Source organism: Photobacterium sp. ABD4_091 (assembly GCF_056160145.1).
Genome location: NZ_JBSWWQ010000002.1, coordinates 562,860 through 584,463, shown reverse-complemented (window position 1 = coordinate 584,463; position 21,604 = coordinate 562,860). Strand labels below are relative to the sequence as shown.

Sequence of the window (21,604 nt, the reverse complement as noted above, 5' to 3'; positions counted from 1 at the left end):
CATTTTAAATGAAAAATGAAATGAAAAATATATTTTGTGATCAAGGTAAAATTTCCTTACCACTCAGAATCTCGCTCTCAACAGAAAAGAAATGGAAAATATTTTTCAAACATTTGCAACATACTAACAACAAGGTATCGTTTGCTTATTATTTTGTATAATTTCAATAACTTATACTTTTTACAGCACAAGCACTCAAATTTTAACCATAAAAATCATTAATTTAGAGGATAAGATAGCTATTAGACATTGATTCCAGTGAGACATGGTTAACAATTTTGTCATTTACACTCAATCAGTGGTGGTTATTAATTGAGCTCAGGCATATAGTTGTTTACATAAAAATAATAAATTTATTTCAATCAACGTGAACACGCTTTCTGGAGAGACATTTCACTCTAGAAAGTGACAAGCATCTATTTACCGTATTTTTGAAATGTACATTTCACCCAAGAAAACGGTTAGATGCATCATATTAAGGAGGCAACAATGCCGTCACTGATACATGGAATTACTTCTCTAATTACTAACTCTATTTCAACGACAAAGTCCCTATCCAAAGGGATCCTACGTAAGTTCGCGATCATCGGTGCTGTATTTGTACTGGCAGCCTGTGGTGGTGAAGATGGTGAAGATAAGATTAGGATTGGCGTTGCCATTCCTAACTTTGACGACACCTTCCTGGTCAATATGAAAGACTCCATGGATAAATACGCCAAGGAGATGGGCAACATAGATTTGATTTTCGTTGATGCAAAAGAAGACACAGTGAAACAGTTGGGTCAAATCCAAAACTTCATTGTTCAGCAAGTTGACGGCATCATCCTCGTACCGGTAAACACCGATGCGACCCAACCAATGACAGACAGCATCCAGAAAGCAGGCATCGAACTGGTTTACCTAAACCGTCGCCCTTCTTACCTGCCAGAAGGTGTGTCTTATGTTGGTTCTGACGAGCTTCGTTTCGGTGAAGAACAGGCTAAATACGCAGCATCTAAAGTAGAAGGCGGTAACATCGGTATCATCATGGGTATGATGACAGTAGAAGCGGCTATCCTACGTACCCAAGGTGTAGAAGACTTCTTCAAAGACAAGCCTGAATTTAACATCACCCGTAAGCAAACTGGCCTTTGGCAGCGTTCACAGGGCATGATCGTAATGGAAAACTGGATCAACTCTGGTGAACAGATCGACATTATCCTATCTAACAATGACGACATGGCTTTGGGTGCTATCCAGGCGCTACGTGCTGCGGGTAAACTTGATGACACTATCGTTGTCGGTGTCGATGCAACGCCAGACGGCATCATGGCAATCCAGGATGGTGCATTGGATGCAACCGTATTCCAAGACGGTGTTGGCCAAGCCCGCGGCGCACTTGACGCAGCAATGAATGCCATTAACAAAAAGCCTCAGGAAAAAATCACTTGGATCCCTGCTGAACTTGTTACCAAAGACAACCTAGCTGAATTCCAAGCTAAAAGTTAATCCACCACCCTCTCTATAAATAACTTATCCGGCCCTGCAACAGACTAGCCACGCGCTAGAGACGTAGGGCCAATTTTGGAGCAATTCTGTATGAGCCAAGTAATACTTGAGATGCGTGGTATTACCAAAACTTTTCCCGGTGTAAAGGCACTTGATAACGTGCAGCTTACCCTGAAGAAAGGCCGTGTAATGGCACTCATGGGCGAAAATGGTGCAGGAAAATCAACCTTGATGAAAGTGCTGTTTGGCACTTACCAGCGCGATGCTGGCACCATTCGCTACCTAGGGGAACTCGTAGATTTCTCTGGCGCTAAAGAATCTTTAGAGAGCGGGATTTCAATGATTCACCAAGAACTCTCTCCCGTTCTACACCGAAATATTGCTGAAAATATCTGGCTGGGACGCGAACCATTAAAAGGGCCACTTAAGCTCATCGACCATAAGAAGATGTTCGCTGATACCGAAGCCCTACTACAGCGTCTGGACTTAGAGCTTGATCCACGAACCCTGATGAGTGAGTTGACCGTGGCAACCATGCAGATGGTAGAAATCGCCAAGGCTATTTCCTTCGACTCAAAAATCATCATCATGGACGAGCCAACTTCAGCTCTGACCGATAAAGAAGTCGCCCACCTGTTTGAGATTATCGAAAAGCTCAAATCCCAAGGTGTGGCCATGGTGTATATCAGCCATAAAATGGATGAGATTTTCAAGATCTGTGATGACATCACAGTTTTCCGTGACGGGTGCTACATCGGCGAGCGGGAAGCACGGGACACCAATCATGATGAACTGGTTCAAATGATGGTTGGCCGTGATCTAGGTGATGTGTTCCCACCTCCTACCGCCAAGCCTGGTAGAACACGCCTCGAAGTGAAGAACCTCTCCGTTGATGGCTGCTTCCGTGATGTGAATTTCAAACTCCATGAAGGAGAGATCCTCGGGATTGCTGGGCTGGTCGGTGCAGGTCGCACTGAACTTATCGAAACACTGTTTGGTGTACGCGAAAAGGAAACCGGTGAGATATGGATCAACGGTGATCAAGTCGAGATCAAAGCTCCTCAGGACGCCATCAGCCATAAAATGGCTTTCTTGACCGAAGACCGCCGTCATTCAGGCCTCTACCTGATGCTCGATATCTTCGCCAACACCTCTATTGCCCATCTTGACGCCTACAAGAGCCGCGTTGCCAATGTCCTTGATGTCCGCCAAATGCGTAGCGACAGTGAGGATCACTGTAAAAAGCTAAAAGTCAAAACCCCACATATGAACGAGGCTATCGATAACCTCAGTGGTGGTAACCAGCAGAAAGTACTGCTAGCCCGCTGGATGTTAACCAAGCCTGACATCCTGTTCCTCGACGAGCCAACCCGAGGCATCGATGTGGGCGCGAAATCCGAAATCTACAAACTGATGCGTCTTTTAACCGGTATGGGTAAGAGCTTGGTCATGATCTCGTCTGAACTACCTGAAGTTATCGGCATGAGTGACCGTGTATTGGTCATGCATGAAGGGAAACTTAAAGGTGAGCTCGACGGTACCGAAGCGACCCAGGAAAAAATCATGTCAATGGCGTTGGCATAACGACCAGGCCAGCAAAAACATATATTCACCGCTGTTGTTACAGGGTGACGCAATAATTTATCAAGGAAAGTCATTATGATTGCGAAGTTAATAGAAGCAACGTCTGGTGCGAAATCGCCTCAGAATTATAAACGTTTGATTTCTAAATATGCCATCTACTTTGTTTTCATCGCCATGTGTGTGGTGATGTCGATTCTGTCTCCAGTATTCCTTACTGTAGCCAACCTGCTTAACGTTGTAACCCAAATGGCCAGTATCGGCCTGCTAGCACTTGGGGTAACCATCATCATTATCACCCGGGGTATCGACCTGTCGTCCGGTTCGGTACTCGCGGTCGCCGCTGTGGCCTCGGCTAGTATGGCCCAGACTCTCGACTGGGGTATGCGGATGTATCCTGCTATGCCTGAACTGCCGGTAATCGTGCCTATTCTGGTCGCGTTGGCAGTGGGTGCTCTATGTGGTTTCATCAATGGTGCATTGATTGCCTATACCGGTATCCCTCCGTTTATCGCCACTCTGGGTATGATGATCATCGCGCGTGGTGCAGCCCTACTCTACTCTGACGGCCGTCCAGTCAGTAGCTTGATCGATTCTTACCAGTGGATTGGCCAAGGCACCGTTGCAGGTATTCCGGTTCCAGTCATCATCTTTATTGTTATGGCTATTGTGTCTTATATCCTGCTGAACTATACACGCTTCGGTAAATACGCCTACGCTATTGGTGGTAACGAAACTGCAGCTTATGTATCGGGCATCAACGTTAAGAAATACAAAATCTTGGTTTACACCTACGCTGGCCTACTAGCCGGTATCGCGGCTCTTATCCTGTCTGCCCGTATCAACTCAGGTCAGCCTGGCCTTGGTGTGATGTACGAGCTTGATGCCATCGCATCGGCAACGGTAGGTGGTGTATCACACGCCGGTGGTATCGGTACGATTCAGGGCACCATCATTGGTACCATGATCATGGGTGTACTGCAGAATGGTCTCGACCTGCTCAACGTCTCGGCATACTGGCAGCAGGTTGTGAAAGGCTTAGTCATTGTGGTCGCTGTTGTCTTCGATATGAAACGCCAGAAGAAGAGCAAGTAACCATTAACTCAAATGAGCCATAAAGAAAATAACAACTCGAGCCTATAAAGAATTAGCTTTACTGTAGGACTTCACGTTGAAGTGCCACGTTGCTCCCCCTAGGGTTACGTGGCTTTTTTTATTTCACGTATTAGATCTCGGCGCCGAGTTGATGCAGGTACTCTTTCATAAAAGCAGTACGCTTTTCAGCTTCTACGATTGCAGACTGGGTGTTCATCGAGTCTTTCAACTTGAATAACTTGGTGTAGAAATGATCAATTGTATATTGTTTATCATTTAGCTCTCTATCCTCACTGAATGGGTCTTCTGCGTCATATAAGCTAACACCCAAATTTGAACTGACCTGGATACAACGGGCAATACCAATCGCCCCTAATGCATCAAGCCTGTCGGCATCTTGAACGATTTGGGCTTCCAAGGTTTCAGGCTTGATATTCGCGCTGAAACTGTGCGTCACAATAGCATGGTGGATTGCTTCCAAATGCTCCGCAGGGTAATCAATACTCGCCAGAAACGCTACCGCTTTATCTGCTGCAATCTTTGAACTCTTGGCTCTATCCGGATGATTTTTCGGAAAGGAAAAGCAGTCATGTAAGTAAGCGGCAGGGAGCACTACCTCAAGTTTTGCACCTTCACTGGCACACAATGTTTTGGCCGTTTTAACCACTCTCAGTACATGATTTAAATCATGCGCAAGATCTTGTTGCATTTCAGATTGGATAAACTCAATAAAGTGTTTTTCGATTTTATTATCAATAGTCGTTTTAAATGTATCTAACACTTTTACTCCTTATTGGCTTTTTCTATCACCTATTTCAGAAAGTACCATACACGCAACTGGCTTATCGCTCTAGCGTAATATGCTTACACGGCTAATGTTACTTTTTCTTCGCTTACAAGATAAAAACCATTACAATGCGCCCTGATTTAGACGTTAATCAGGCATTTTCATTGAAACTCAGTACAAGACTAAAGCAAATTGAACAAATGGTTCCATCTGGCTACGACTATGTTTGGGATTGCTGCTGTGACCACGGGCTCATCGGCGCTGCACTGCTATCACGACAGGCCGCTCCCAATGTTCACTTTGTCGATATTGTGCCTGACCTGATGGTCAAAGTAGAAAAGAACCTACATCGCTTCTTTCCAGAGGAGAATTGGCAAGTTCACTGCCAGGATGTCGCCACAATTCCTCTGAACCACTATGACGGCAAACACCTTGTGATCATTGCAGGCGTGGGCGGTGATTTAATGAGCGACCTTGCAGAAGCCATTCAACAGAACCATCAAGGCACTGACTTTGATTTTTTGCTGTGCCCGGTAAATAACCCATACACACTACGTCAAAAACTCAGAGAGCATCAATTTGGCCTAAAAAATGAGGTGCTAATTGAAGATAATCGACGCTTTTATGAAATCATGCATGTTACATCGACAGTTGGAGAAAACGGTCCTATCAACGCCGTCGGCTGTAAAATATGGCAATCTGATTCTGATGAGCAAACCGATTTAATCACACGATATATAGCCAAAACCTTGAGCCACTACCGACGCCTTCAACGAGGCAGTGCCGACAATATCAAGGCAATTATTGAGAGTTATAACGCTATAGTGGTTTGATTCAGCCTAAACGTCTGAAGGTAGCCACTCTCAATAACTTGGTAAGTTTTAAAGCCACACTTTTCGTAAAATGAAATCGCTGCTTTATTCTTAGGGTGTACCCCAAGTCGTACACCCAGTGCCAACTGGTCGGTATTAGAAAGCAGCTTCCGACTCTAACACCAAAATTACATCTCGGGTTGAGTAGGCATCAACGACAGGAGTATTTAAGCCTATTTTGACCATATCTACTGGCAGAGCATTCCAGCTAGGTAAAACAATTTTGTAGCGATCATTGTCCTTGGTTATTACAACCTGCCCGTGCTGGCTATTTAGCGTGACTGATTCACTACTAAAAACATCGTGTAGTTGAGCCTTGATGATTCACCGTCCCTTGTCTTACTACAGCGTAGTACTTTGATTTATTGCAACATTCACTGAGTATCCACGGTATTTATCAGGGAGGCAAGCTATTGATGCAATGAGAAGTTTTAGACCATTTTTCCAGTAATCAATGACTTTGACTCAAGCCACTTAAGAACAACCAATGCAGCAACAGAGCAAATGGCTTCATCATTACCATCGATAAATTTGAGCTCTTCAATTTCAGCATCTGGAAGTAACTCGCCAGTAAAGTCAGCGAAATAACAGGTTAACTTTACAGAGACACCTTCAGCTTTACCTTCAGCTTGAGCAGTAAATGTCTCCATATACTTAATACTATTCGAATCAAGTTCAGCGGATAGCTCTTCTTTGATTTCACGGATAATCGCCTGTTCATCACTTTCCCCGACTTCACGCTTGCCGCCAGGTAGGTAAAACAGCTCTTTGCCTTTCGATCTTACAACCAAAAGCTTGCCATCTTGAATCAACACCCAAGCAAGCTTATCTATGACTTTATTCATTATTATTCCTTAATCTACATTATTACACGAATGACTAATCGCTTGGCTAAGTGCTTGTTATTTCGCTGAACCCAGCATTTCATGCAATATATCTACTGAGTATTTCCAGCCAAGATTCCGCTGAGGTATTCTGTTTATTTTCATTGTTATTTCATTCAAATCACATACCCCCAACCCACCTTCAAGATGGATAAAATGTTCGAAATTCTCCAACAAGTCTTTCATGTTACCTAATAGTTTTTTGCTATCCGTCTTTGTAAATTCGACTTGCTCAGGAGCATTATCAAAGGCTTGAAGTACTTCAGCAGATACACCTTCAGATTTAAGGAGGCGCTTAACTCCATCTTGGAATAGTTGCCCAATGTCCTTATGATGTTCTTTACGGAGACCAACCAACACAAACGACATTAACGTTTTCTCTTCCATGAAAAATAGACACTTACGTCTATTTGATGTAAACGTATTTACATACCAGTTTCCTAGGACAAAGCCTTCCTCTTTTACCTCGGACAATTTAGATGATTTTAGTCCTAATACATCTTGAGCTTTCTTCGTACATCTTAGTTGGTACATTCTTTCTAGCCCCTTATTTTAAATCGATTTAGCTAAAGCTATTAAGCTACTCTCAATTACATCATATCGTCGAGCTGTAGCGTAAACCATTGTAATATTGGATAAATGACGAAATTGCAATGAAAAAGTGACAAAAACATTGTTAATCGAACATTTCCCAACGTAAATACGGGCGCTGACCATACATAATTTCCATAATTTCTGCACCGTAGCCTCTCGAACGGTGCTTGCTAGTACATTTACACCCATACATCTTGGAATGTATATTCTAATTACGCATATCAGTGGCCATTAATGAAAAAAAAGTTTCATAACAAAGCATAAGCCATTACAATAGATAAATGAGCAATTGAAGGGAGTGAAAAATGTCTGTTGCCAACAACCTTACCGAACTGCAAGATCAAATTCGAACGCGTTATAGCGATCTTAGCAAGCGTTTACAGCAGGTTGCCCGTTATGTGCTAGATAATTCCAACAGTGTTGCTTTCGATACAGTTGCGACTATTGCCAGCCAAGCCGAAGTTCCCCCTTCTACTCTTATCCGCTTTGCTAATGCTTTCGGTTTCAACGGTTTCAATGATATGAAACAACTGTTCCGTCGTAATCTTGTCGAGGAAACCGCGAGCTATACTGAACGGGCCAAACTGTTCAAAGAGCTCGATACCGACCAGAACGCACCGGAAAGCCCGGCGATGATTCTGCAAGAATTTGCTCGTGCTAATGCGCAGGCGATGAACCATCTTGCGGCACAAACACCGAGCGACAAACTCGAACAAGCGGTTGAGATCCTCAGTGAGGCGGAAAACATCTACCTGATTGGTTTAAGACGCTCTTTCAGCGTCGCCTCGTACCTTACGTATGCGCTGCGCCACTTAGAGCGCCGAGCCTTTCTTATCGATGGTCTCGGCGGTATGTTCAAAGAGCAGCTCTCGATGATTGGTCCTAAAGATGCGGTACTGTCGATTAGCTTTAGCCCATACGCGCAAGAGACAGTCACCCTTAGCGAAATCGCCTCTCAAGCTGGCGCCAAACAAATCGTTATCACCGACAGCCAGGTAAGCCCACTTGCTACCTTCAGTGACGTCTGCTTTGTGGTCAAAGAAGCCCAAGTTGAAGCCTTCCGCTCACAATCTGCTTCTCTGTGCCTGGCGCAAACATTGGCAGTTTCTTTGGCCTATCGGCAAGGTGCAACAAACGACTTTGAATCGAGCGTGACGAGTTAGCCCCCGTATACATAATTTGTTGCAGAATGCCGTCCTATTCTATCTATAGAAATGACGGCATTTTTGTTTCTGCCTAAAATTTTCGTTTCTGTCTAGAGTCGCATTCAGAGGTGATACCCCAATAGAAAAAGCCCCGCAAGTGCGAGGCTTAAAGAGTGATAAAACTTAAGGGGCGATGTCATTGGGGGGTAACTTCAACCCATACCGTCATCACTCAGGAGCTGTTAATTTAAGGTTTGATAAACCTGAAAGCTTAAAGCTTAAAGCTTGATGGTTTTACCCTGCTTCATTGACTCAAGCGCGGCATCCGCCAGCACTAGCGCGTATTCACCATCGGCACCGCCACACTCTGGCTCTTGACCTTCAAGCACATCTACGAAGTCCTGCCATTCAGCAACATAAGCCGCTTCGTAGCGCTCGAGGAAGAAATGCTGAGGTTTCGCGGCTACGCAGCCCTCTTCACCCCAGTGCTGAACCAAATTCTCTTTGACGTTGTGCGCTTGTAGCAAACCTTTTGAACCATGAAGTTCAAGGCGCTGATCATATCCGTAACCAGAGCGACGGCTATTGTTGATGGTTGCAATAGCGCCTGACGGGAAATTCATAACCAATACCGCAGTATCGATATCGCCAGCTTCACCGATTGCAGGATCAACCATGCAGCTACCGTGTGCAGTGATCGAGACTGGATCTTCACCCATGATAAAACGAGCCATATCCAAATCATGGATAGTCATGTCGCGGAACATACCACCTGATACTTTGGTGTACTCAGCTGGCGGTGGTGACGGATCACGTGAGGTGATCACCAAAGATTCAGGCTGGCCGATCACACCAGCATTAAGCTGATTCTTCACTGTTCTGAACTGAGGGTCATAACGGCGGTTAAAGCCAACCATCATTGGCACACCATGCTGGCGTACAGTAGCCAAACAATCGCGTACTCGGCTGATATCCAGATCAATTGGCTTCTCACAGAAGATCACTTTGCCATGCTGAGCTGCCATTTCGATCAAGTCGGCATGTGTATGGGTTGCAGAGCAAATACATACGGCGTGTACATTCGGATCAGACATAGCTTCGTCGATCTTTTGTATTTTCGCGCCATATTCTTCAGAGATCTTCTTCGCACCCTCTAAATATGGGTCGATGATTGAATACAATGTCGTCTTGGGATGCTTTGCAATATTTACAGCATGCACTTGGCCAATCCTGCCAGCGCCGAATAACGCAATATTAAACATGTCTCACTCCTTTGCCGGAAACTAATTATTGATGTTTTCTTGCATATTGCTCTTCGTTAATCCATTGGTGGTCATCTTCCCAGGTAAACAACCATTTACGTGTTGGCCCTGCCATTACATTAAGGTAATAGCTGTCGTAACCTGCAATGGTTGCCACTGGGTGATACCCCTTGGGTACTTGTACGACATCTTTGTCGTAAACCGCCATGCACTCGTCCAACGAACGGTCGTCGGTGTAGACACGCTGCATACAGAATCCTTGAGCTGGATTCAGACGGTGGTAATAAGTTTCTTCTAGATAGGTTTCGCTTGGCTCAGCGTCCTGGTCGTGCTTATGGCTTGGGTAAGAGCTGGTACAGCCTTCATCGGTATACACTTCAACCACCAGCAAGCTGTCGGCTGCTTTGTAATCAGGCAGGATGTTATGAACAAAACGCTTATTGTTACCTGCTCCACGCTGCTCGGCGTCAATATTGTCAGGCGCGATTAAACGTGTTGGGAAGTTACCCTGGCCTGGCGCAGTACACACCGCCAACTCAAGCTCGGTATTAGCCACCACTTTAATCGCCTCACCTTTTGCGACATACACGGCATAAGGCTTTTTGTGCTCGAACGGGCTCATTCGATCGCCGATATTTTCGAAGGTAGCAGTGGGTGTCGTCACAGTGGCAAAGCCACCTACCAACACCAAACAGACTTCATTATCGCTGGCTGGTAAGTCGATGCTCTGACCGCTTTCAAGTTCAAACGCTTGGAATCCTACATAGCCCCAACCTGCTGATTCCGGAGTAATATTCTGGGTATTACCCTGCTGGTCTGGTGCATGATATTTGGAGAGCAGTTTTGACATGGCGACCTTCCCGTTACCTATGATTAGAAATTATTTTTCAAAATAATAAGAGAATAAAAAAACCTTTTCAAACCAATTATGAAACAAATAATTCATTTTGTGGGCGAGGTAACACAGCAAAAATTTCTTCTTTTTTGATGAAATAATTGGCATAAAAAAATGATCTAGCCCGAAAAAATCGAGCCAAGCGATATGGCTTGGCTCGTGTATTTTCTACAGGAATATCAGAGGGTAATTAACGACGTCTGCTTGGTAGCATATCTGTCATTGAGCCATCTACCAGTTCAGCGGCAAATGCGAAGGTTTCTGCCAATGTCGGGTGGGCATGAACCGTATGAGCGATATCTTTTGCTGTACCACCAAATTGAAGCACTGCAGCCGCTTCGTGAATAAGCTCTCCGGCATTCTCGCCACATATTCCGGCACCCAACAAAGTGCCCGACTCTTTATCAAACAGTGCTTTGGTAACGCCATTAGTCGCACCGACACTTTGAGCACGCCCGCTAACAAGCCATGGTACTTTACCAGTTGTGTATTCGATACCTTGTAGCTTGGCTTCTTTCTCAGTCAGACCGACCCAAGCTACTTCCGGGCTCGTGTAAGCTACCGATGGGATCGCGACCGGATGGAAGGTGGCATCCAAACCTGAAATCACTTCAGAAGCAACCTTCCCTTCATGCGTTGCCTTGTGAGCGAGCATTGGACCTTTGACAATGTCACCAATCGCAAAAATATGCGGAACCGAGGTCTGCATTCTGTCATTGACTTCAACCAGTCCTTGCTCGTTGATATCAACACCGATATTTTCCAGGCCAATACCTGAAGTATTTGGCCTGCGACCAACAGCAACCAATACAGCATCAAAGACCGCACTCTCTGGCGCTTTCTTTCCTTCAAAACAAACAACGATGCCTTCCGGCTGTGCGGTCATATCCGTGACTTTGGTTTTCGTCAGCATTTGATAGGTCTTTTTCGTTGCCTTAAGCAACGGCTGAACAACGTCTTTATCAGCTGCAGGGATAATCTGATCTTGCGCTTCTACGATAGTAATATCAGAGCCAAGCGCTGAATAGACCTGCGCCATCTCCAACCCGATGATCCCGCCGCCGATGATCAACAGTTTTTCTGGGATGAATGGCAAAGACAGTGCATCCGTCGAGTCCCAAACCCTCGAGTCTTGCGGAGCAATCGGCAATTTGACCGAGTGTGATCCAGTCGCGACGATGGCATGTTTAAACTCTACCTGCTGCTCGCTGTCCCCTTTCACTAGCAGCGTATGTTCACCAATGAAATGTCCTTCACCTTGGACGCGCACCACTTTTCTCGCTTTGGATAGATTGGCAATGCCTTTGGTTAGCTCGGTGATCGTCTCTTCTTTATGGGAGCGCAGTGCATCAATATCGATATTGGGGGCGGAGAACGTGATACCCATTTGTGCACCATGCTTAGCATGCTCAACAAGCGATGCCGCATGAAGCAGGGTCTTCGAGGGAATACAGCCCACATTGACACACACACCACCTAATGTATCGCGCTTTTCAACGATACACACCGACAACCCAAGATCTGCAGCTCGAAAAGCTGCTGTATACCCACCGGGTCCACCACCGAGTACAACAACATCTACGTTGATAGATTCCGTCATTACGATTCCTTCTCTGCCTAGTGATTGACTTAAGTTATAAGCATCTGGATGAACAGATTTATCCCAGACGAAGTCAAAAATAAATCGCAAAGTTGGAATATCCGATGTTGGTCCACTTAATTGATAGGTTTCACCACCAAATTGTCTAGCAGCTCAATGTTTATGTTTTACAACGCTCGTGACACATTGCGCTTCTATCGGTGCTCTTAACGGCTAAACGTGTTGTTGAGTGCTTGATCTAGATGAGGTAGGTAGTAACGATGGTACAGCTAAGCAGAAGCTAGCCCGAGTATTGTGCAAATTATTGGAGCAGGTACATTCGGTCGTATTCATGAACGACGAGCTTAGTTGCTTGAAAATTGAAGTCGACGTACTCGCAAACTGGCGATTGTGAGAGCAGTCCCGGTATTATTGACTTACAAATGAGGTTCAAAACAGCTAAAGAAAAGCACTGAAAAGCTATACAATACTCGGGTTGCGAGGTCGCAGCATTGGATACTCATTCACAGAAAGCCTCAAAGTACCCATATGTCTAAAGATTTTAGTTTCACTACAGAGTACACCCTCGACAAGCCCTTTTTTGCCGAGTGTTATGATCAGACTAGCCGCCCTACTGAATTTCCAAAATCCTATTACAAAGCAATACTTTTTCTTCTTTTTGGGGTGGTTTTAGTCAAATTTGAGCTACTACCCAATAATTACGTTGGTTGGTTCTTTATTGTTTTGAGCATCGTTGAGGTGCTCAGTGTTTACTTTAAGAGAACCTGGTGGTTATGGCGACAATCTATCAGCTCAAGCTCTGGCAGCAAAGTAGGATTTCAGGTTGACTCTACAGGTGTGAGTTATACAAGAGGTAATAAAACTCATCACATCGCTTGGAATGAAATCGACCAGCTTCAACAAAGCGAATTAGGTTTAATCCTTCATATGGGTAAACAGCGCCAATATGTCAGTAAATCTTGCTTAAATGACGAAGTGATCGCGTTCATGGTAGAGCAGCACGCAATATCCAAAAAGCACTAACGTCAATGCGTGCAGAGTGGTGTTTATCTCTGCCGTTTTGTCCATTCTGTAATAGAATACCCGCAACCAACTCTCTTTCATATTGATAAGGAATGCCATGAGCAGCCAGAATGCACAATCAGATGATGTAGTGATTGTCAGTAACTCATCCGACAACCCGTTTGCAATCGATGTTGCATATGCAATGGGCCAAGATGAAGATATCTCAGATGTAATCAGCATGAAGCACTTCATGAACTCTGAGTTTTGCCCACGCTTTATCTCTGATGAAAATGACATGGAGAATATCGGCAACAGTTTAGAAGGCAAGACTGTTGTTATTGTGAGTACCGGTAACCTGGTTACTAGCCGCCAAGAATTGGCCATGCACAACCTTATCATTGCACGTGCGGCTAAAGAAAACGGTGCCAGCCGAGTAGTGTTGGTTGAGCCAGACCTCTTCTTCTCCGCTCAAGATCGTGGCCCCCGTGCAGATTTGGGGGATACGCCCGGCAAGCGTGATGTAGCCGACATCAAGAAGTTTGATGGCCAACCCTTTACTTCTAAACTCTATGCACAAATGCTAAAGCTTGCTGGGGTTGATGATGTCGTGACGGTGCATAACCATTCTGATTCTGTACAGAAAATGTTTAGCGAAGTGTTCGGTGGTCGATTCTACAACCTCATTCCTTACAAGATTTACACCCACTACTTGTTGAATTCAAATATTTTGAGCTACGGGCCTGACGGTGAAGGACTTGTTCTCTGTGCACCTGACAAAGGTGCTCGCGACTTCGTCAAAGAGATGTACAACACACTTGGTTTACCCAAGGCGAAGTTCATCATGTTAGACAAAGAACGTACTGCTGAACGTAAGGTAGAAATCACCCTACACGAAGAAAGTGAAGACACATTCGAGGGACTGAACAACCCGAGTATTGTGCTATTTGATGATATGGTGCGTACTGGCTCAACCGTAGTAAAATCCTGTCAGTTCCTTCAACAATTAAAGCCTGAGCGCATGGTATTTACCGTCTCACACTTCTATGCAAGTACTGAAGGACGTGAACGTATGTCTGACCCTGCATTGGGGGAGATTCTGACGCTGAATACAATGCCAACTATCCTCAATCGTGATGAGCAAGGCCGTTTACGCAAAAAAATGGTTGTACTGAAGATTGAGAAATTTTTGGCTCAAGAGCTTTGCAAGATCCTGGACCTACCACAGCGCTCTGAAGAAACGAACCCTTACAAGATTGACATGTCATCTAAAAACCCTCGCTTCCAGCGGAAGATTTGGTTCTCTGATCAACTATCCGAACTGTAGTCGTGGTACCTCTATATTCATAGGCTTGTTATCCAATTAGGGGAACATTTGTTCCCCTACATTTTCAACAATGATGATGTGAGAGGAGTTCATGAAATATGAGACGTTGTATTCTTTTTAAGAATGGTGCCACATTACGTCAAACATACGCGTCCGTCAGTTGAAATTAAATGAAGGTAATTGGTATTGTTGTGGCACGTAACCACACGCAATTGGGGGATAGCACGCTAGGTACCCCTTAATCTTTATTTATTCAACGAGAAAACCAAACATGTCAGCTACGCAATATCAATCAAACTGGATTAAGCCTTTCACTCTTGATCACGCTGCCCTCAAGCTCGGCAAAAGCAAAAAAGAAATCAAGGCGTTGTGTGAATCAAAAGTGTTGAATGGCGGTTGGGACGACTTTATCGGCGAGAATGGCGCTTTTGTAGTTTGGCTGCCAGAAGACCAAAATGATATTACAGCCGACGAAATACGTGCTGGCGCAACAATCCACTAAGCATTCAATCGAATTTTCCCACATCGTACCTCTGGTAAAGTCAGTTGAATCGTTGTCAGCCCTGTTTCAACCACGTTAATTCAGCAATAAATGCCTAATGAGATGGTATTTTGCAAGAAAATGCGCATAATCGTTGTTTACAACACTCTATGAAGAATTACCCATGACTACTTTTCAATATTTCTTTCATCAACTTCCTTGTTTTAACTGTAAAAAAGCCAAAGTAAGCACGGATCTTGGCTGGCTAACCCCAGCGATGAAAGAGGAAGCAATCGCGCAAGTGGCTACGATCATCGAGCAGGGCAAAGTTGAACCTGATCTTTCGGTAAACGTGACTTGTACTAAAGAAGAAGCACGTGACTACCTACTGCTGAACTTCTTTGGCTACCCAGAAGAAGAGCTAGCGAACCAAGTTGAAGCAGAAGATGAGCAAGAAGTCGCGGACGAAATCGCAGAGCTATTTGCTGAAGGTAACGAAACAGCTGTATTTGAGCACGAGATCGCATTGCAAAGTTGCACTGATTGCGACGTTGAATAAGCTTTAAGCTTAAAAAGAGCACCGTATATAGCACGGTGCTCTCTTTAAAACACCCGCTATCCCCACGGTCTACGATTCATGATGAAGCCGAGCATTTCAATCAACCTACCCTCTCTGGCACATAAAGTCACAACCGCAGGTATTTCAGAAATCAATTCAGTCATCACACCGTATGCTTGTGTTGTGAAACGCATTCGCCGCAGCCGAAACTACGTTCTTGTCGGCAGTTATAATGATCTGGTTTCGATAAAAACTGAATTGGCGCACCTCGTTAACTCCAAGAATTGTTTGAAGTGGCAGCGAGTCTATCAAAGCTTTCTTGCTGGCTTGGAAAAACTTAGCGAGGAAAGTGAATCTGCAACCTTTGAGATAAAGAACGCCACTGTTTCTCTTGGTAAAACAGACCGTATCTTCTTACTTGAAAAACTGACAGAAATTGGCATTGATACAAAACGCAAAGCTAACCAAAGGCACCTAGAGCTTTCTGGAGCATTAACGAAGTTAAACGCGCTACAGTCGATACTACAAGGTATGTCTAGTGAACCTTTAGCCGCCATCGGGAAATCAATTCAAAAGCGCCTTGCGAAATATCACGATATCGAAGAAATAGGCTTCGACTTCGGTAACACTGAGCAACCGCGTACTCTACTTTCCTATGTAGTCGAAAACCCAGCGATTACTGTTGCCGAGCTATGCTTTGAGACCAACTGCTCGACGGCAGATGCCAGAAAAGCGCTAGATGACTACTTCGAGCTCTAGCGCCCCCCAAGCCACCATTAAGCTAACTCCTATCAATTAAGATGTTTGGAGCGAACCACATAGCGGGTTTTACTGATACGAACGGTCCTTGATTTGGGCCGTTTTTTTCGTTCCGGCAAAATATAACGTTTCACTCTTTCCCGCATTGCCCTTAACTTCTTGGGTATTGAACCGGGCGATGCGATTGCACACCACATTAGTTCATCCTGGATATCCCTCAACGCCATCATGAAACTGATCCGTAAAGGCGACACTTTAGCTTCTTTTGCTATCCTGCTTATTTCCAACCGGACTAGGTTATAAGCAATTAAAATGCCCCAGATCTCCTGCTCAACACCTTCGATTGATTGACTACGGAGTAGGATCTCATCTTCAAGCATGTCATGCTTTATCTCCCCATAACTGTTTTCGATTTCCCATCGTTCGAAGTAAACATCAAGTAAGGATTGCAGGTCATATTTTTTGTCTGTTAGGGACGTCAAAACCCCTTTTATATGATTGGGTTGCTCTTTTTCTGGATAAAGCGCAAGCCTAGCTTGCCACTTTTCAGGCAGATGAGGATCTTTTTTGCGAGCGTGTTGAGAAACATTCATTTCGACTATCAAGTCACGCCCGTCTTCATCTAACTGCTCTATGATTGTGTACTTTGTATTGGATTTTATGGGGGTCATCCAGTGGCTAGAACCATGTTGGTTTTGCCAGTTAATCATTAACTCCGCACCTAAATAACATCGGTCGAAAATAGTAAGAGAGTTGGCCGTTGCAGAGGAAATGAGTTGCTTGGCGTAGCTTTCTTCACCGTTGTAGCTAGGGCCAAAAGCGACATTATGGATTAGGCGACTTCGAAGGGAGCAAAGTGCACATAGCCTTACAACTGGGTATTCAGTATGGCGTGTTTTACTGTGCTTAACGTATTGAAAATGCTCTGCAAGAGCTGGGGTATCGTGGGTTCTAAATTGCGTACCATCAACAGAGAAAAGCTTTAATCCGAACCATGTATCATCACTATCTTCTGTTTGTGCCCAATGTTGTGCAGTTAATGTAAATAAAGCTTCGAGAGGCTTAGCCGTTAACCGTTTTCTTGCTTGGGGGATCGCACTTGGAGCAATGGATTCACCTAGAGAACTGGAAAGCTTCAGATCTAACTTATCAAGTACATCGGTAATCGGTCTATCGCGGTATAAACCAATCCCGACAACGAGCCAGACCACAAGCTCAGCCGGTAACTTCCGTCGCCTCAAGCTTGCTTTATTGGTGTCATCGAGTGCCTGCTGAATCCACTCAAGCGGCAACTCTTTCTGAAACAAAGAGAGTGAGTCAGGTGAAGCAAAATCATCAACATCTATAAGCCAATGTGCCAACATAAAAAATACCCCCAAACTTAATGTCTGGGGGTATTTTCACTCAACCGTAGGATCATTCAACTGATCAATGGCTTAACTGATCGGTGTTAACCATTAAGCCGCTTTTTTGGTGATAAAACCGATCACGTGGCCGAGGCCACGATAGGTAAACAAAGCCAGCAGGATCATCAAGCACCCGGCTAGCTTATTGGCAGGCATTTCTTCGGCATACCAAATTACGCTTAGGATCACCGTCCATACCGGCTCCAGGATCATAATGATCGCTGCATTAGCAGCCGTGCTGTGCTTTTGTCCCATCGTCTGCATGACATATCGCAAACTGGTCGCAACCAACATGCTCAAGGTGAACCACCCCCATGTCGTCATGCTGACAGACTCTGGCCAGGTTTCGAACAGCAATGAGGCTATCAACCCCATACAACCAATGCTGAACAACTGCAAGCAGGTCAGTAACAACGTAGGGATCTTCCGGGCATACTGGCTGTTGAAATTAAAATGAACCGCCAGCATGACAGCCGAAGCCATAAACCATAATTGACTCGAAGACATCTGCCAGCCATTACCGCCGCCCAGTGATAGCATCAATAGACCTGCAAAGGCGATAGGTAACGCCAACCAGAATGTCCGAGGGGGTTTAGCCTTGAATAATGGCCAAGCAATTAAAGGAACGAACAGCATGGACAAGCTCATGATGAATGCGCCTTCACCCAGTGTTTCACTCACAGAGATAGCATGGATCCAAAGCAAGATAGCAGTACCTAAGATGCACCCTACCCCCAACGCTTTAGGGATAACGGATTTATCGACTTTCTTGATATCAGAAAAGCAAAATACCAACAGGCACAAAGAAGCCAGTACAAAACGTAGGCCAATAAAACCAAAAGCCGGCAACCCTTGGATAGCTTCTTTCGAAAATATCCAACCGGCTGCCGCCAACATTGTTGTTGCGACTAATATTAAATCTGCACGGCGCTCAAGATTCATTCTTAAACGCCTCCCATTTTGGTAGCGCGCAGACAATAACAACAAATTATATTCAACGTATTATTCCAAAAATTAGCCGAAACTCCTTGCCGGCTATTTCACTAATGCTTTCATCCCGCTCAGCATTTTTTCTGCCACTTCATAATGATCGTGTTCCCACAATTGGTCATTGAGGAATTCACCAGAGAAGAAGCCGTCATATCCTGTCTGTAGCAAGGCATCTACCCACTCTTGCATCGGGATATCACCTTCACCGATGTAGAAGCCGCGCAGCTCTCTTTCATCAACCCAAGGCTGGCCTTCTGCTGGGCGTTTACCATCAGAAAGGTGAACATTGTAAATCAATGACTTGTCAACTTGAGAGATCTGCTCAAGGGTAGCACCGCGACATGCCCACAGGTGCCATGTATCTAAAACGAAACCAAAATTATCACGCCCTACCGCATCGAGCAATCGATAGTAGTCTTCTAGCGTAGCAATAGGTGTCCATGCCGCACCTTCATACTGGAATCGGATACCATGCTCGCGACCAATATCGGCGATAGAACGGATGTTTTTAGCCGTTAATTGGATGTTGTCTTCGGTACTAAAAGCATTCAAACTTTCAAAGGCATTAAGCTGAATTGTCGGGGCACCAATATCCTTGGCAAAACGACATAAAATCTCGGCTTCTTTGAATACGCGCTGCTGCTCTTCTTTGGTTGCCGCTTCCACCCCGCCGATAATATCAATCGCAGAAGGCGTAATATTGGCCGCATCAAGTCTTGCCTTAAATTCTTCACTGGTAAAACCAGCGTTAATATAGCGCCATAATTTCTCAGTATGTATTTCTAAACCCTGGTAACCCGTTTCTTTTGCCAAACGAATATCAGAAAGAATATTACTGTGAAGCGCACACATTCCATGAAGAGCAAAACGCATTTTCAATCCTTATCGACAACAAATGCCGTGCATGAAGTTCCTAGGCGCCACGTCGAAGCACCTACCCAAATGAGAGTTTTAGCTGAAATTATTTATCTTGGTTTTAACTTGTTTATACCTAAGCACCTTCAAACGTCACTCTAATTTCAAAGATACTTAGATATAGGTAACCAAGTTATATAACTTGGTTACTCAATTTAAAGAAAGTAATTTAATTTAATTCAGTACCATTTATTTCACGGCAACTTAATTAACTGTCCTTTACTTCCTGGCACATCAAGCTAACTGCCAGTGTTTGTGTCAGATAAAGCGAACTACTCAAAGAACGGAAGCCCATGATTTCACCTTCAAGAACTTCGAAGCACACTTCCATTTTACTGCCCTGCGAAGTCATTTGATTATCGGTAATCGCGACAATAGGCACCTTCTTTTCAAACGCAGTATCAATCAGGCTACTGGTTTCTGGCGCATAAGGGCTGAATGTCACAGTGACCAATACATCTTGTTCATTCATACGGCGCGTCATTGGCGACAGCATCCCACCATGATCATCAAGCAGCACCACATTGTTGTCTGACTTCATTAGGGCATACCAGAGATAAAAAGCTACCGGATATGCACGGCGCATACCCTGGATGTAAATTGTCTCTGCCCCATCAAGTAAACTCACCGCTCTTTCAAGCTTTTGCGGAGAAACAGACATTTGCAGCTGTTCCATCGCTTCAATATTGGCTTGGCCAAAGTCTTGGAAAATAGCCATGGGTGAGTCTTGGCTCACTTCTTCTGTTTCACGCGCTTTTTTTACACGCTCGATATAATCCCGCGGACGATTCAAATACTGGTCGCGGAACAACGACTGCATTGAGCTAAAGCCTGAATAGCCCATCGCATTCGAAAACCGGCTCAGTGTAGACAAAGGAACATTGGCCTGTTCAGCAATGGTTGCCATTGTTTCGACCGCGACCAACATCGGCTGGGCCATCACAAAATCAGCTACCTGTTGTAGTCGCCCACTTAGGCTGTCGTATCGCTTTACAATAAGCTCACGCAGCGTATCTAAGTCAGCTGGTACTTGTTCTTCAACATCCATAATTGGCCGCTCTCCTGCCCGAAAGCACTACTACAAAATAAGAATACCTCAAGTGCTTAGCACCTGAGGCTATAGTTTATGATAATAATTCAAAGTTGCGAATCGCTTCTTCCTTAACGAAAGGCATTGCCTTCTTCATAAAGTAAATGCGATCAAACTTTTGTGGCTCCGCGTTCATAAAATCGCGCAAGTTATGACCCAAAGCCTGACGCAAACATGTGCCAATATTGAACTTGGACACACGAGTACGCTTTAGTACTTCCATGTCTTCGTCACGGATCCCGCTAGTACCATGAATAACCAAAGGAATATCTACCACATTCGCAATACGATCTAAACGACCGAAATCAATAGTACATGTAGGTTCGGTCAATCGGTGTACGTTTCCGACTGAAATGGCGACACAATCAGCGCCACTTTCTTTGGCAAAACGCAGTGCGTCTTCCGGCTCGGTATAAATCGACTTGATATGATCCCGGCCTTCATCGTAAGGCACCGAGCCAATCTCACCTTCTACTGATGCACCCAGTGCATGGGCGACGTCTGCAACGGCACGAGTACGAGCGATGTTCTCATCAAGCGGCAGCTGAGAGCCATCAAACATGACTGAGCTAAACCCCGCTTTCAGTGCACGGTATACAACATCTTCCTCGTAAGTATGATCGAGATGCAGGCAAACAGGTACTGTGCTGTTGTGGGCCAATGGCAACAACATTGCGGCAGCTGTCTCTACCCCGTAGAAGTCAGCGACATCTTTGTTGCAAGCCAAGATAACCGGCTTGTTCACCGCTTCAGCAGCTTCAACCACTGCGCAAGCATCTTCATAACCAAATACGTTAAAACAAGGTACTGCGTAATCAGATGCGGCAGCCTGAGGCAATAGTTCTTTTAAACTGACGAGCATATTGCCCCTC

General features: G+C 44.8%; 21 protein-coding genes. 10 read left to right on the top strand and 11 right to left on the bottom strand.

All coding sequences use genetic code 11. The features are described 5' to 3' along the window. Window positions 1-489 precede the first annotated feature (489 nt). From ACXAGQ_RS16875 to ACXAGQ_RS16865, 3 genes are all read left to right on the top strand, one after another. Window positions 490-1,488, top strand: coding sequence for a sugar ABC transporter substrate-binding protein (locus ACXAGQ_RS16875; protein ID WP_475255373.1), 999 nt, complete (start codon window positions 490-492; stop codon window positions 1,486-1,488). 90 nt (window positions 1,489-1,578) lie between these two features. Beyond that, a complete protein-coding gene (locus ACXAGQ_RS16870) occupies window positions 1,579-3,072 on the top strand; it encodes a sugar ABC transporter ATP-binding protein (protein ID WP_475243266.1) in 1,494 nt (497 codons plus the stop codon). 75 nt (window positions 3,073-3,147) lie between these two features. Next, window positions 3,148-4,164, top strand: a complete 1,017-nt coding sequence (locus tag ACXAGQ_RS16865; RefSeq protein WP_107296804.1) for an ABC transporter permease — start codon at window positions 3,148-3,150, stop codon at window positions 4,162-4,164. Window positions 4,165-4,294: 130 nt separating this feature from the next. Here the strand turns inward: ACXAGQ_RS16865 and ACXAGQ_RS16860 are convergent, their stop codons facing one another. Further along, window positions 4,295-4,873 (bottom strand): HD domain-containing protein, encoded by a 579-nt coding sequence (locus tag ACXAGQ_RS16860; RefSeq protein ID WP_475256608.1) that lies wholly within the window; start codon window positions 4,871-4,873, stop codon window positions 4,295-4,297. 242 nt (window positions 4,874-5,115) lie between these two features. On the opposite strand from ACXAGQ_RS16860, the gene ACXAGQ_RS16855 reads away from it, so the two are divergent. Further along, the gene (locus tag ACXAGQ_RS16855) at window positions 5,116-5,784 is read left to right on the top strand and encodes a tRNA (adenine(22)-N(1))-methyltransferase (protein ID WP_475255371.1); all 669 of its coding nucleotides are present in this window, start codon (window positions 5,116-5,118) and stop codon (window positions 5,782-5,784) included. A gap of 470 nt (window positions 5,785-6,254) precedes the next feature. Here the strand turns inward: ACXAGQ_RS16855 and ACXAGQ_RS16850 are convergent, their stop codons facing one another. Next, the gene (locus tag ACXAGQ_RS16850) at window positions 6,255-6,668 is read right to left on the bottom strand and encodes an NUDIX hydrolase (protein ID WP_475255369.1); all 414 of its coding nucleotides are present in this window, start codon (window positions 6,666-6,668) and stop codon (window positions 6,255-6,257) included. A gap of 57 nt (window positions 6,669-6,725) precedes the next feature. Continuing rightward, a complete protein-coding gene (locus ACXAGQ_RS16845) occupies window positions 6,726-7,241 on the bottom strand; it encodes a DUF6933 domain-containing protein (RefSeq protein WP_475255368.1) in 516 nt (171 codons plus the stop codon). Between the two features lie 365 nt (window positions 7,242-7,606). Here ACXAGQ_RS16845 and ACXAGQ_RS16840 point away from each other — a divergent pair, with 365 nt between their 5' ends. After that, window positions 7,607-8,464 (top strand): MurR/RpiR family transcriptional regulator, encoded by an 858-nt coding sequence (locus ACXAGQ_RS16840; RefSeq protein WP_475255367.1) that lies wholly within the window; start codon window positions 7,607-7,609, stop codon window positions 8,462-8,464. Window positions 8,465-8,724: 260 nt separating this feature from the next. Here ACXAGQ_RS16840 and iolG read toward each other — a convergent pair whose 3' ends face one another. From iolG to lpdA, 3 genes are all read right to left on the bottom strand, one after another. Beyond that, on the bottom strand, window positions 8,725-9,708 hold the full coding sequence (gene iolG / locus ACXAGQ_RS16835) for an inositol 2-dehydrogenase (RefSeq protein ID WP_475255366.1): 984 nt from the start codon (window positions 9,706-9,708) through the stop codon (window positions 8,725-8,727). Window positions 9,709-9,733: 25 nt separating this feature from the next. Next, window positions 9,734-10,558: a 5-deoxy-glucuronate isomerase gene (iolB, locus tag ACXAGQ_RS16830; protein WP_475255364.1), complete on the bottom strand. Its 825-nt coding sequence runs from the start codon at window positions 10,556-10,558 to the stop codon at window positions 9,734-9,736. 235 nt (window positions 10,559-10,793) lie between these two features. Then, window positions 10,794-12,203, bottom strand: a complete 1,410-nt coding sequence (lpdA, locus tag ACXAGQ_RS16825) for a dihydrolipoyl dehydrogenase (RefSeq protein WP_475255362.1) — start codon at window positions 12,201-12,203, stop codon at window positions 10,794-10,796. Window positions 12,204-12,731: 528 nt separating this feature from the next. Here lpdA and ACXAGQ_RS16820 point away from each other — a divergent pair. The 5 genes from ACXAGQ_RS16820 (at window position 12,732) to ACXAGQ_RS16800 (ending at window position 16,331) form a co-directional block, all read left to right on the top strand. Then, on the top strand, window positions 12,732-13,226 hold the full coding sequence (locus tag ACXAGQ_RS16820; RefSeq protein WP_475255361.1) for a YcxB family protein: 495 nt from the start codon (window positions 12,732-12,734) through the stop codon (window positions 13,224-13,226). A 97-nt stretch (window positions 13,227-13,323) separates the two neighbouring features. After that, window positions 13,324-14,532: a phosphoribosyltransferase family protein gene (locus ACXAGQ_RS16815; protein WP_475255359.1), complete on the top strand. Its 1,209-nt coding sequence runs from the start codon at window positions 13,324-13,326 to the stop codon at window positions 14,530-14,532. Window positions 14,533-14,803: 271 nt separating this feature from the next. Next, window positions 14,804-15,034, top strand: coding sequence for a hypothetical protein (locus tag ACXAGQ_RS16810; protein ID WP_475255358.1), 231 nt, complete (start codon window positions 14,804-14,806; stop codon window positions 15,032-15,034). A gap of 163 nt (window positions 15,035-15,197) precedes the next feature. Continuing rightward, window positions 15,198-15,572: a hypothetical protein gene (locus ACXAGQ_RS16805; RefSeq protein ID WP_475255357.1), complete on the top strand. Its 375-nt coding sequence runs from the start codon at window positions 15,198-15,200 to the stop codon at window positions 15,570-15,572. Window positions 15,573-15,650: 78 nt separating this feature from the next. Continuing rightward, the gene (locus ACXAGQ_RS16800; protein WP_475255356.1) at window positions 15,651-16,331 is read left to right on the top strand and encodes a ribosome recycling factor family protein; all 681 of its coding nucleotides are present in this window, start codon (window positions 15,651-15,653) and stop codon (window positions 16,329-16,331) included. 32 nt (window positions 16,332-16,363) lie between these two features. On the opposite strand, the gene ACXAGQ_RS16795 is transcribed toward ACXAGQ_RS16800, so the two are convergent. From ACXAGQ_RS16795 to ACXAGQ_RS16775, 5 genes are all read right to left on the bottom strand, one after another. Then, window positions 16,364-17,695 (bottom strand): IS4 family transposase, encoded by a 1,332-nt coding sequence (locus ACXAGQ_RS16795; RefSeq protein WP_475251668.1) that lies wholly within the window; start codon window positions 17,693-17,695, stop codon window positions 16,364-16,366. Between the two features lie 93 nt (window positions 17,696-17,788). Further along, entirely contained in the window at window positions 17,789-18,679 is an 891-nt protein-coding gene (locus ACXAGQ_RS16790; protein WP_317522878.1) for a DMT family transporter, read from the bottom strand. Window positions 18,680-18,772: 93 nt separating this feature from the next. Further along, window positions 18,773-19,600 carry a sugar phosphate isomerase/epimerase family protein gene (locus tag ACXAGQ_RS16785; RefSeq protein WP_475255355.1) on the bottom strand — a complete coding sequence of 276 codons (828 nt, stop codon included), beginning with the start codon at window positions 19,598-19,600 and terminating at the stop codon, window positions 18,773-18,775. 250 nt (window positions 19,601-19,850) lie between these two features. Beyond that, the gene (locus tag ACXAGQ_RS16780; RefSeq protein WP_475255353.1) at window positions 19,851-20,690 is read right to left on the bottom strand and encodes a MurR/RpiR family transcriptional regulator; all 840 of its coding nucleotides are present in this window, start codon (window positions 20,688-20,690) and stop codon (window positions 19,851-19,853) included. A 76-nt stretch (window positions 20,691-20,766) separates the two neighbouring features. Further along, entirely contained in the window at window positions 20,767-21,594 is an 828-nt protein-coding gene (locus ACXAGQ_RS16775) for a class II fructose-bisphosphate aldolase (RefSeq protein ID WP_475255352.1), read from the bottom strand. Window positions 21,595-21,604: the final 10 nt, after the last annotated feature.

Coding starts and splice junctions, on each gene's coding strand:
- ACXAGQ_RS16875 (WP_475255373.1), top strand. CDS start 490: ATGCCGTCACTGATACATGGAATTACTTCTCTAATTACTAACTCTATT.
- ACXAGQ_RS16870 (WP_475243266.1), top strand. CDS start 1,579: ATGAGCCAAGTAATACTTGAGATGCGTGGTATTACCAAAACTTTTCCC.
- ACXAGQ_RS16865 (WP_107296804.1), top strand. CDS start 3,148: ATGATTGCGAAGTTAATAGAAGCAACGTCTGGTGCGAAATCGCCTCAG.
- ACXAGQ_RS16860 (WP_475256608.1), bottom strand. CDS start 4,873: ATGCAACAAGATCTTGCGCATGATTTAAATCATGTACTGAGAGTGGTT.
- ACXAGQ_RS16850 (WP_475255369.1), bottom strand. CDS start 6,668: ATGAATAAAGTCATAGATAAGCTTGCTTGGGTGTTGATTCAAGATGGC.
- ACXAGQ_RS16845 (WP_475255368.1), bottom strand. CDS start 7,241: ATGTACCAACTAAGATGTACGAAGAAAGCTCAAGATGTATTAGGACTA.
- ACXAGQ_RS16840 (WP_475255367.1), top strand. CDS start 7,607: ATGTCTGTTGCCAACAACCTTACCGAACTGCAAGATCAAATTCGAACG.
- iolG (WP_475255366.1), bottom strand. CDS start 9,708: ATGTTTAATATTGCGTTATTCGGCGCTGGCAGGATTGGCCAAGTGCAT.
- iolB (WP_475255364.1), bottom strand. CDS start 10,558: ATGTCAAAACTGCTCTCCAAATATCATGCACCAGACCAGCAGGGTAAT.
- lpdA (WP_475255362.1), bottom strand. CDS start 12,203: ATGACGGAATCTATCAACGTAGATGTTGTTGTACTCGGTGGTGGACCC.
- ACXAGQ_RS16820 (WP_475255361.1), top strand. CDS start 12,732: ATGTCTAAAGATTTTAGTTTCACTACAGAGTACACCCTCGACAAGCCC.
- ACXAGQ_RS16815 (WP_475255359.1), top strand. CDS start 13,324: ATGAGCAGCCAGAATGCACAATCAGATGATGTAGTGATTGTCAGTAAC.
- ACXAGQ_RS16810 (WP_475255358.1), top strand. CDS start 14,804: ATGTCAGCTACGCAATATCAATCAAACTGGATTAAGCCTTTCACTCTT.
- ACXAGQ_RS16805 (WP_475255357.1), top strand. CDS start 15,198: ATGACTACTTTTCAATATTTCTTTCATCAACTTCCTTGTTTTAACTGT.
- ACXAGQ_RS16800 (WP_475255356.1), top strand. CDS start 15,651: ATGATGAAGCCGAGCATTTCAATCAACCTACCCTCTCTGGCACATAAA.
- ACXAGQ_RS16795 (WP_475251668.1), bottom strand. CDS start 17,695: ATGTTGGCACATTGGCTTATAGATGTTGATGATTTTGCTTCACCTGAC.
- ACXAGQ_RS16790 (WP_317522878.1), bottom strand. CDS start 18,679: ATGAATCTTGAGCGCCGTGCAGATTTAATATTAGTCGCAACAACAATG.
- ACXAGQ_RS16785 (WP_475255355.1), bottom strand. CDS start 19,600: ATGCGTTTTGCTCTTCATGGAATGTGTGCGCTTCACAGTAATATTCTT.
- ACXAGQ_RS16780 (WP_475255353.1), bottom strand. CDS start 20,690: ATGGATGTTGAAGAACAAGTACCAGCTGACTTAGATACGCTGCGTGAG.
- ACXAGQ_RS16775 (WP_475255352.1), bottom strand. CDS start 21,594: ATGCTCGTCAGTTTAAAAGAACTATTGCCTCAGGCTGCCGCATCTGAT.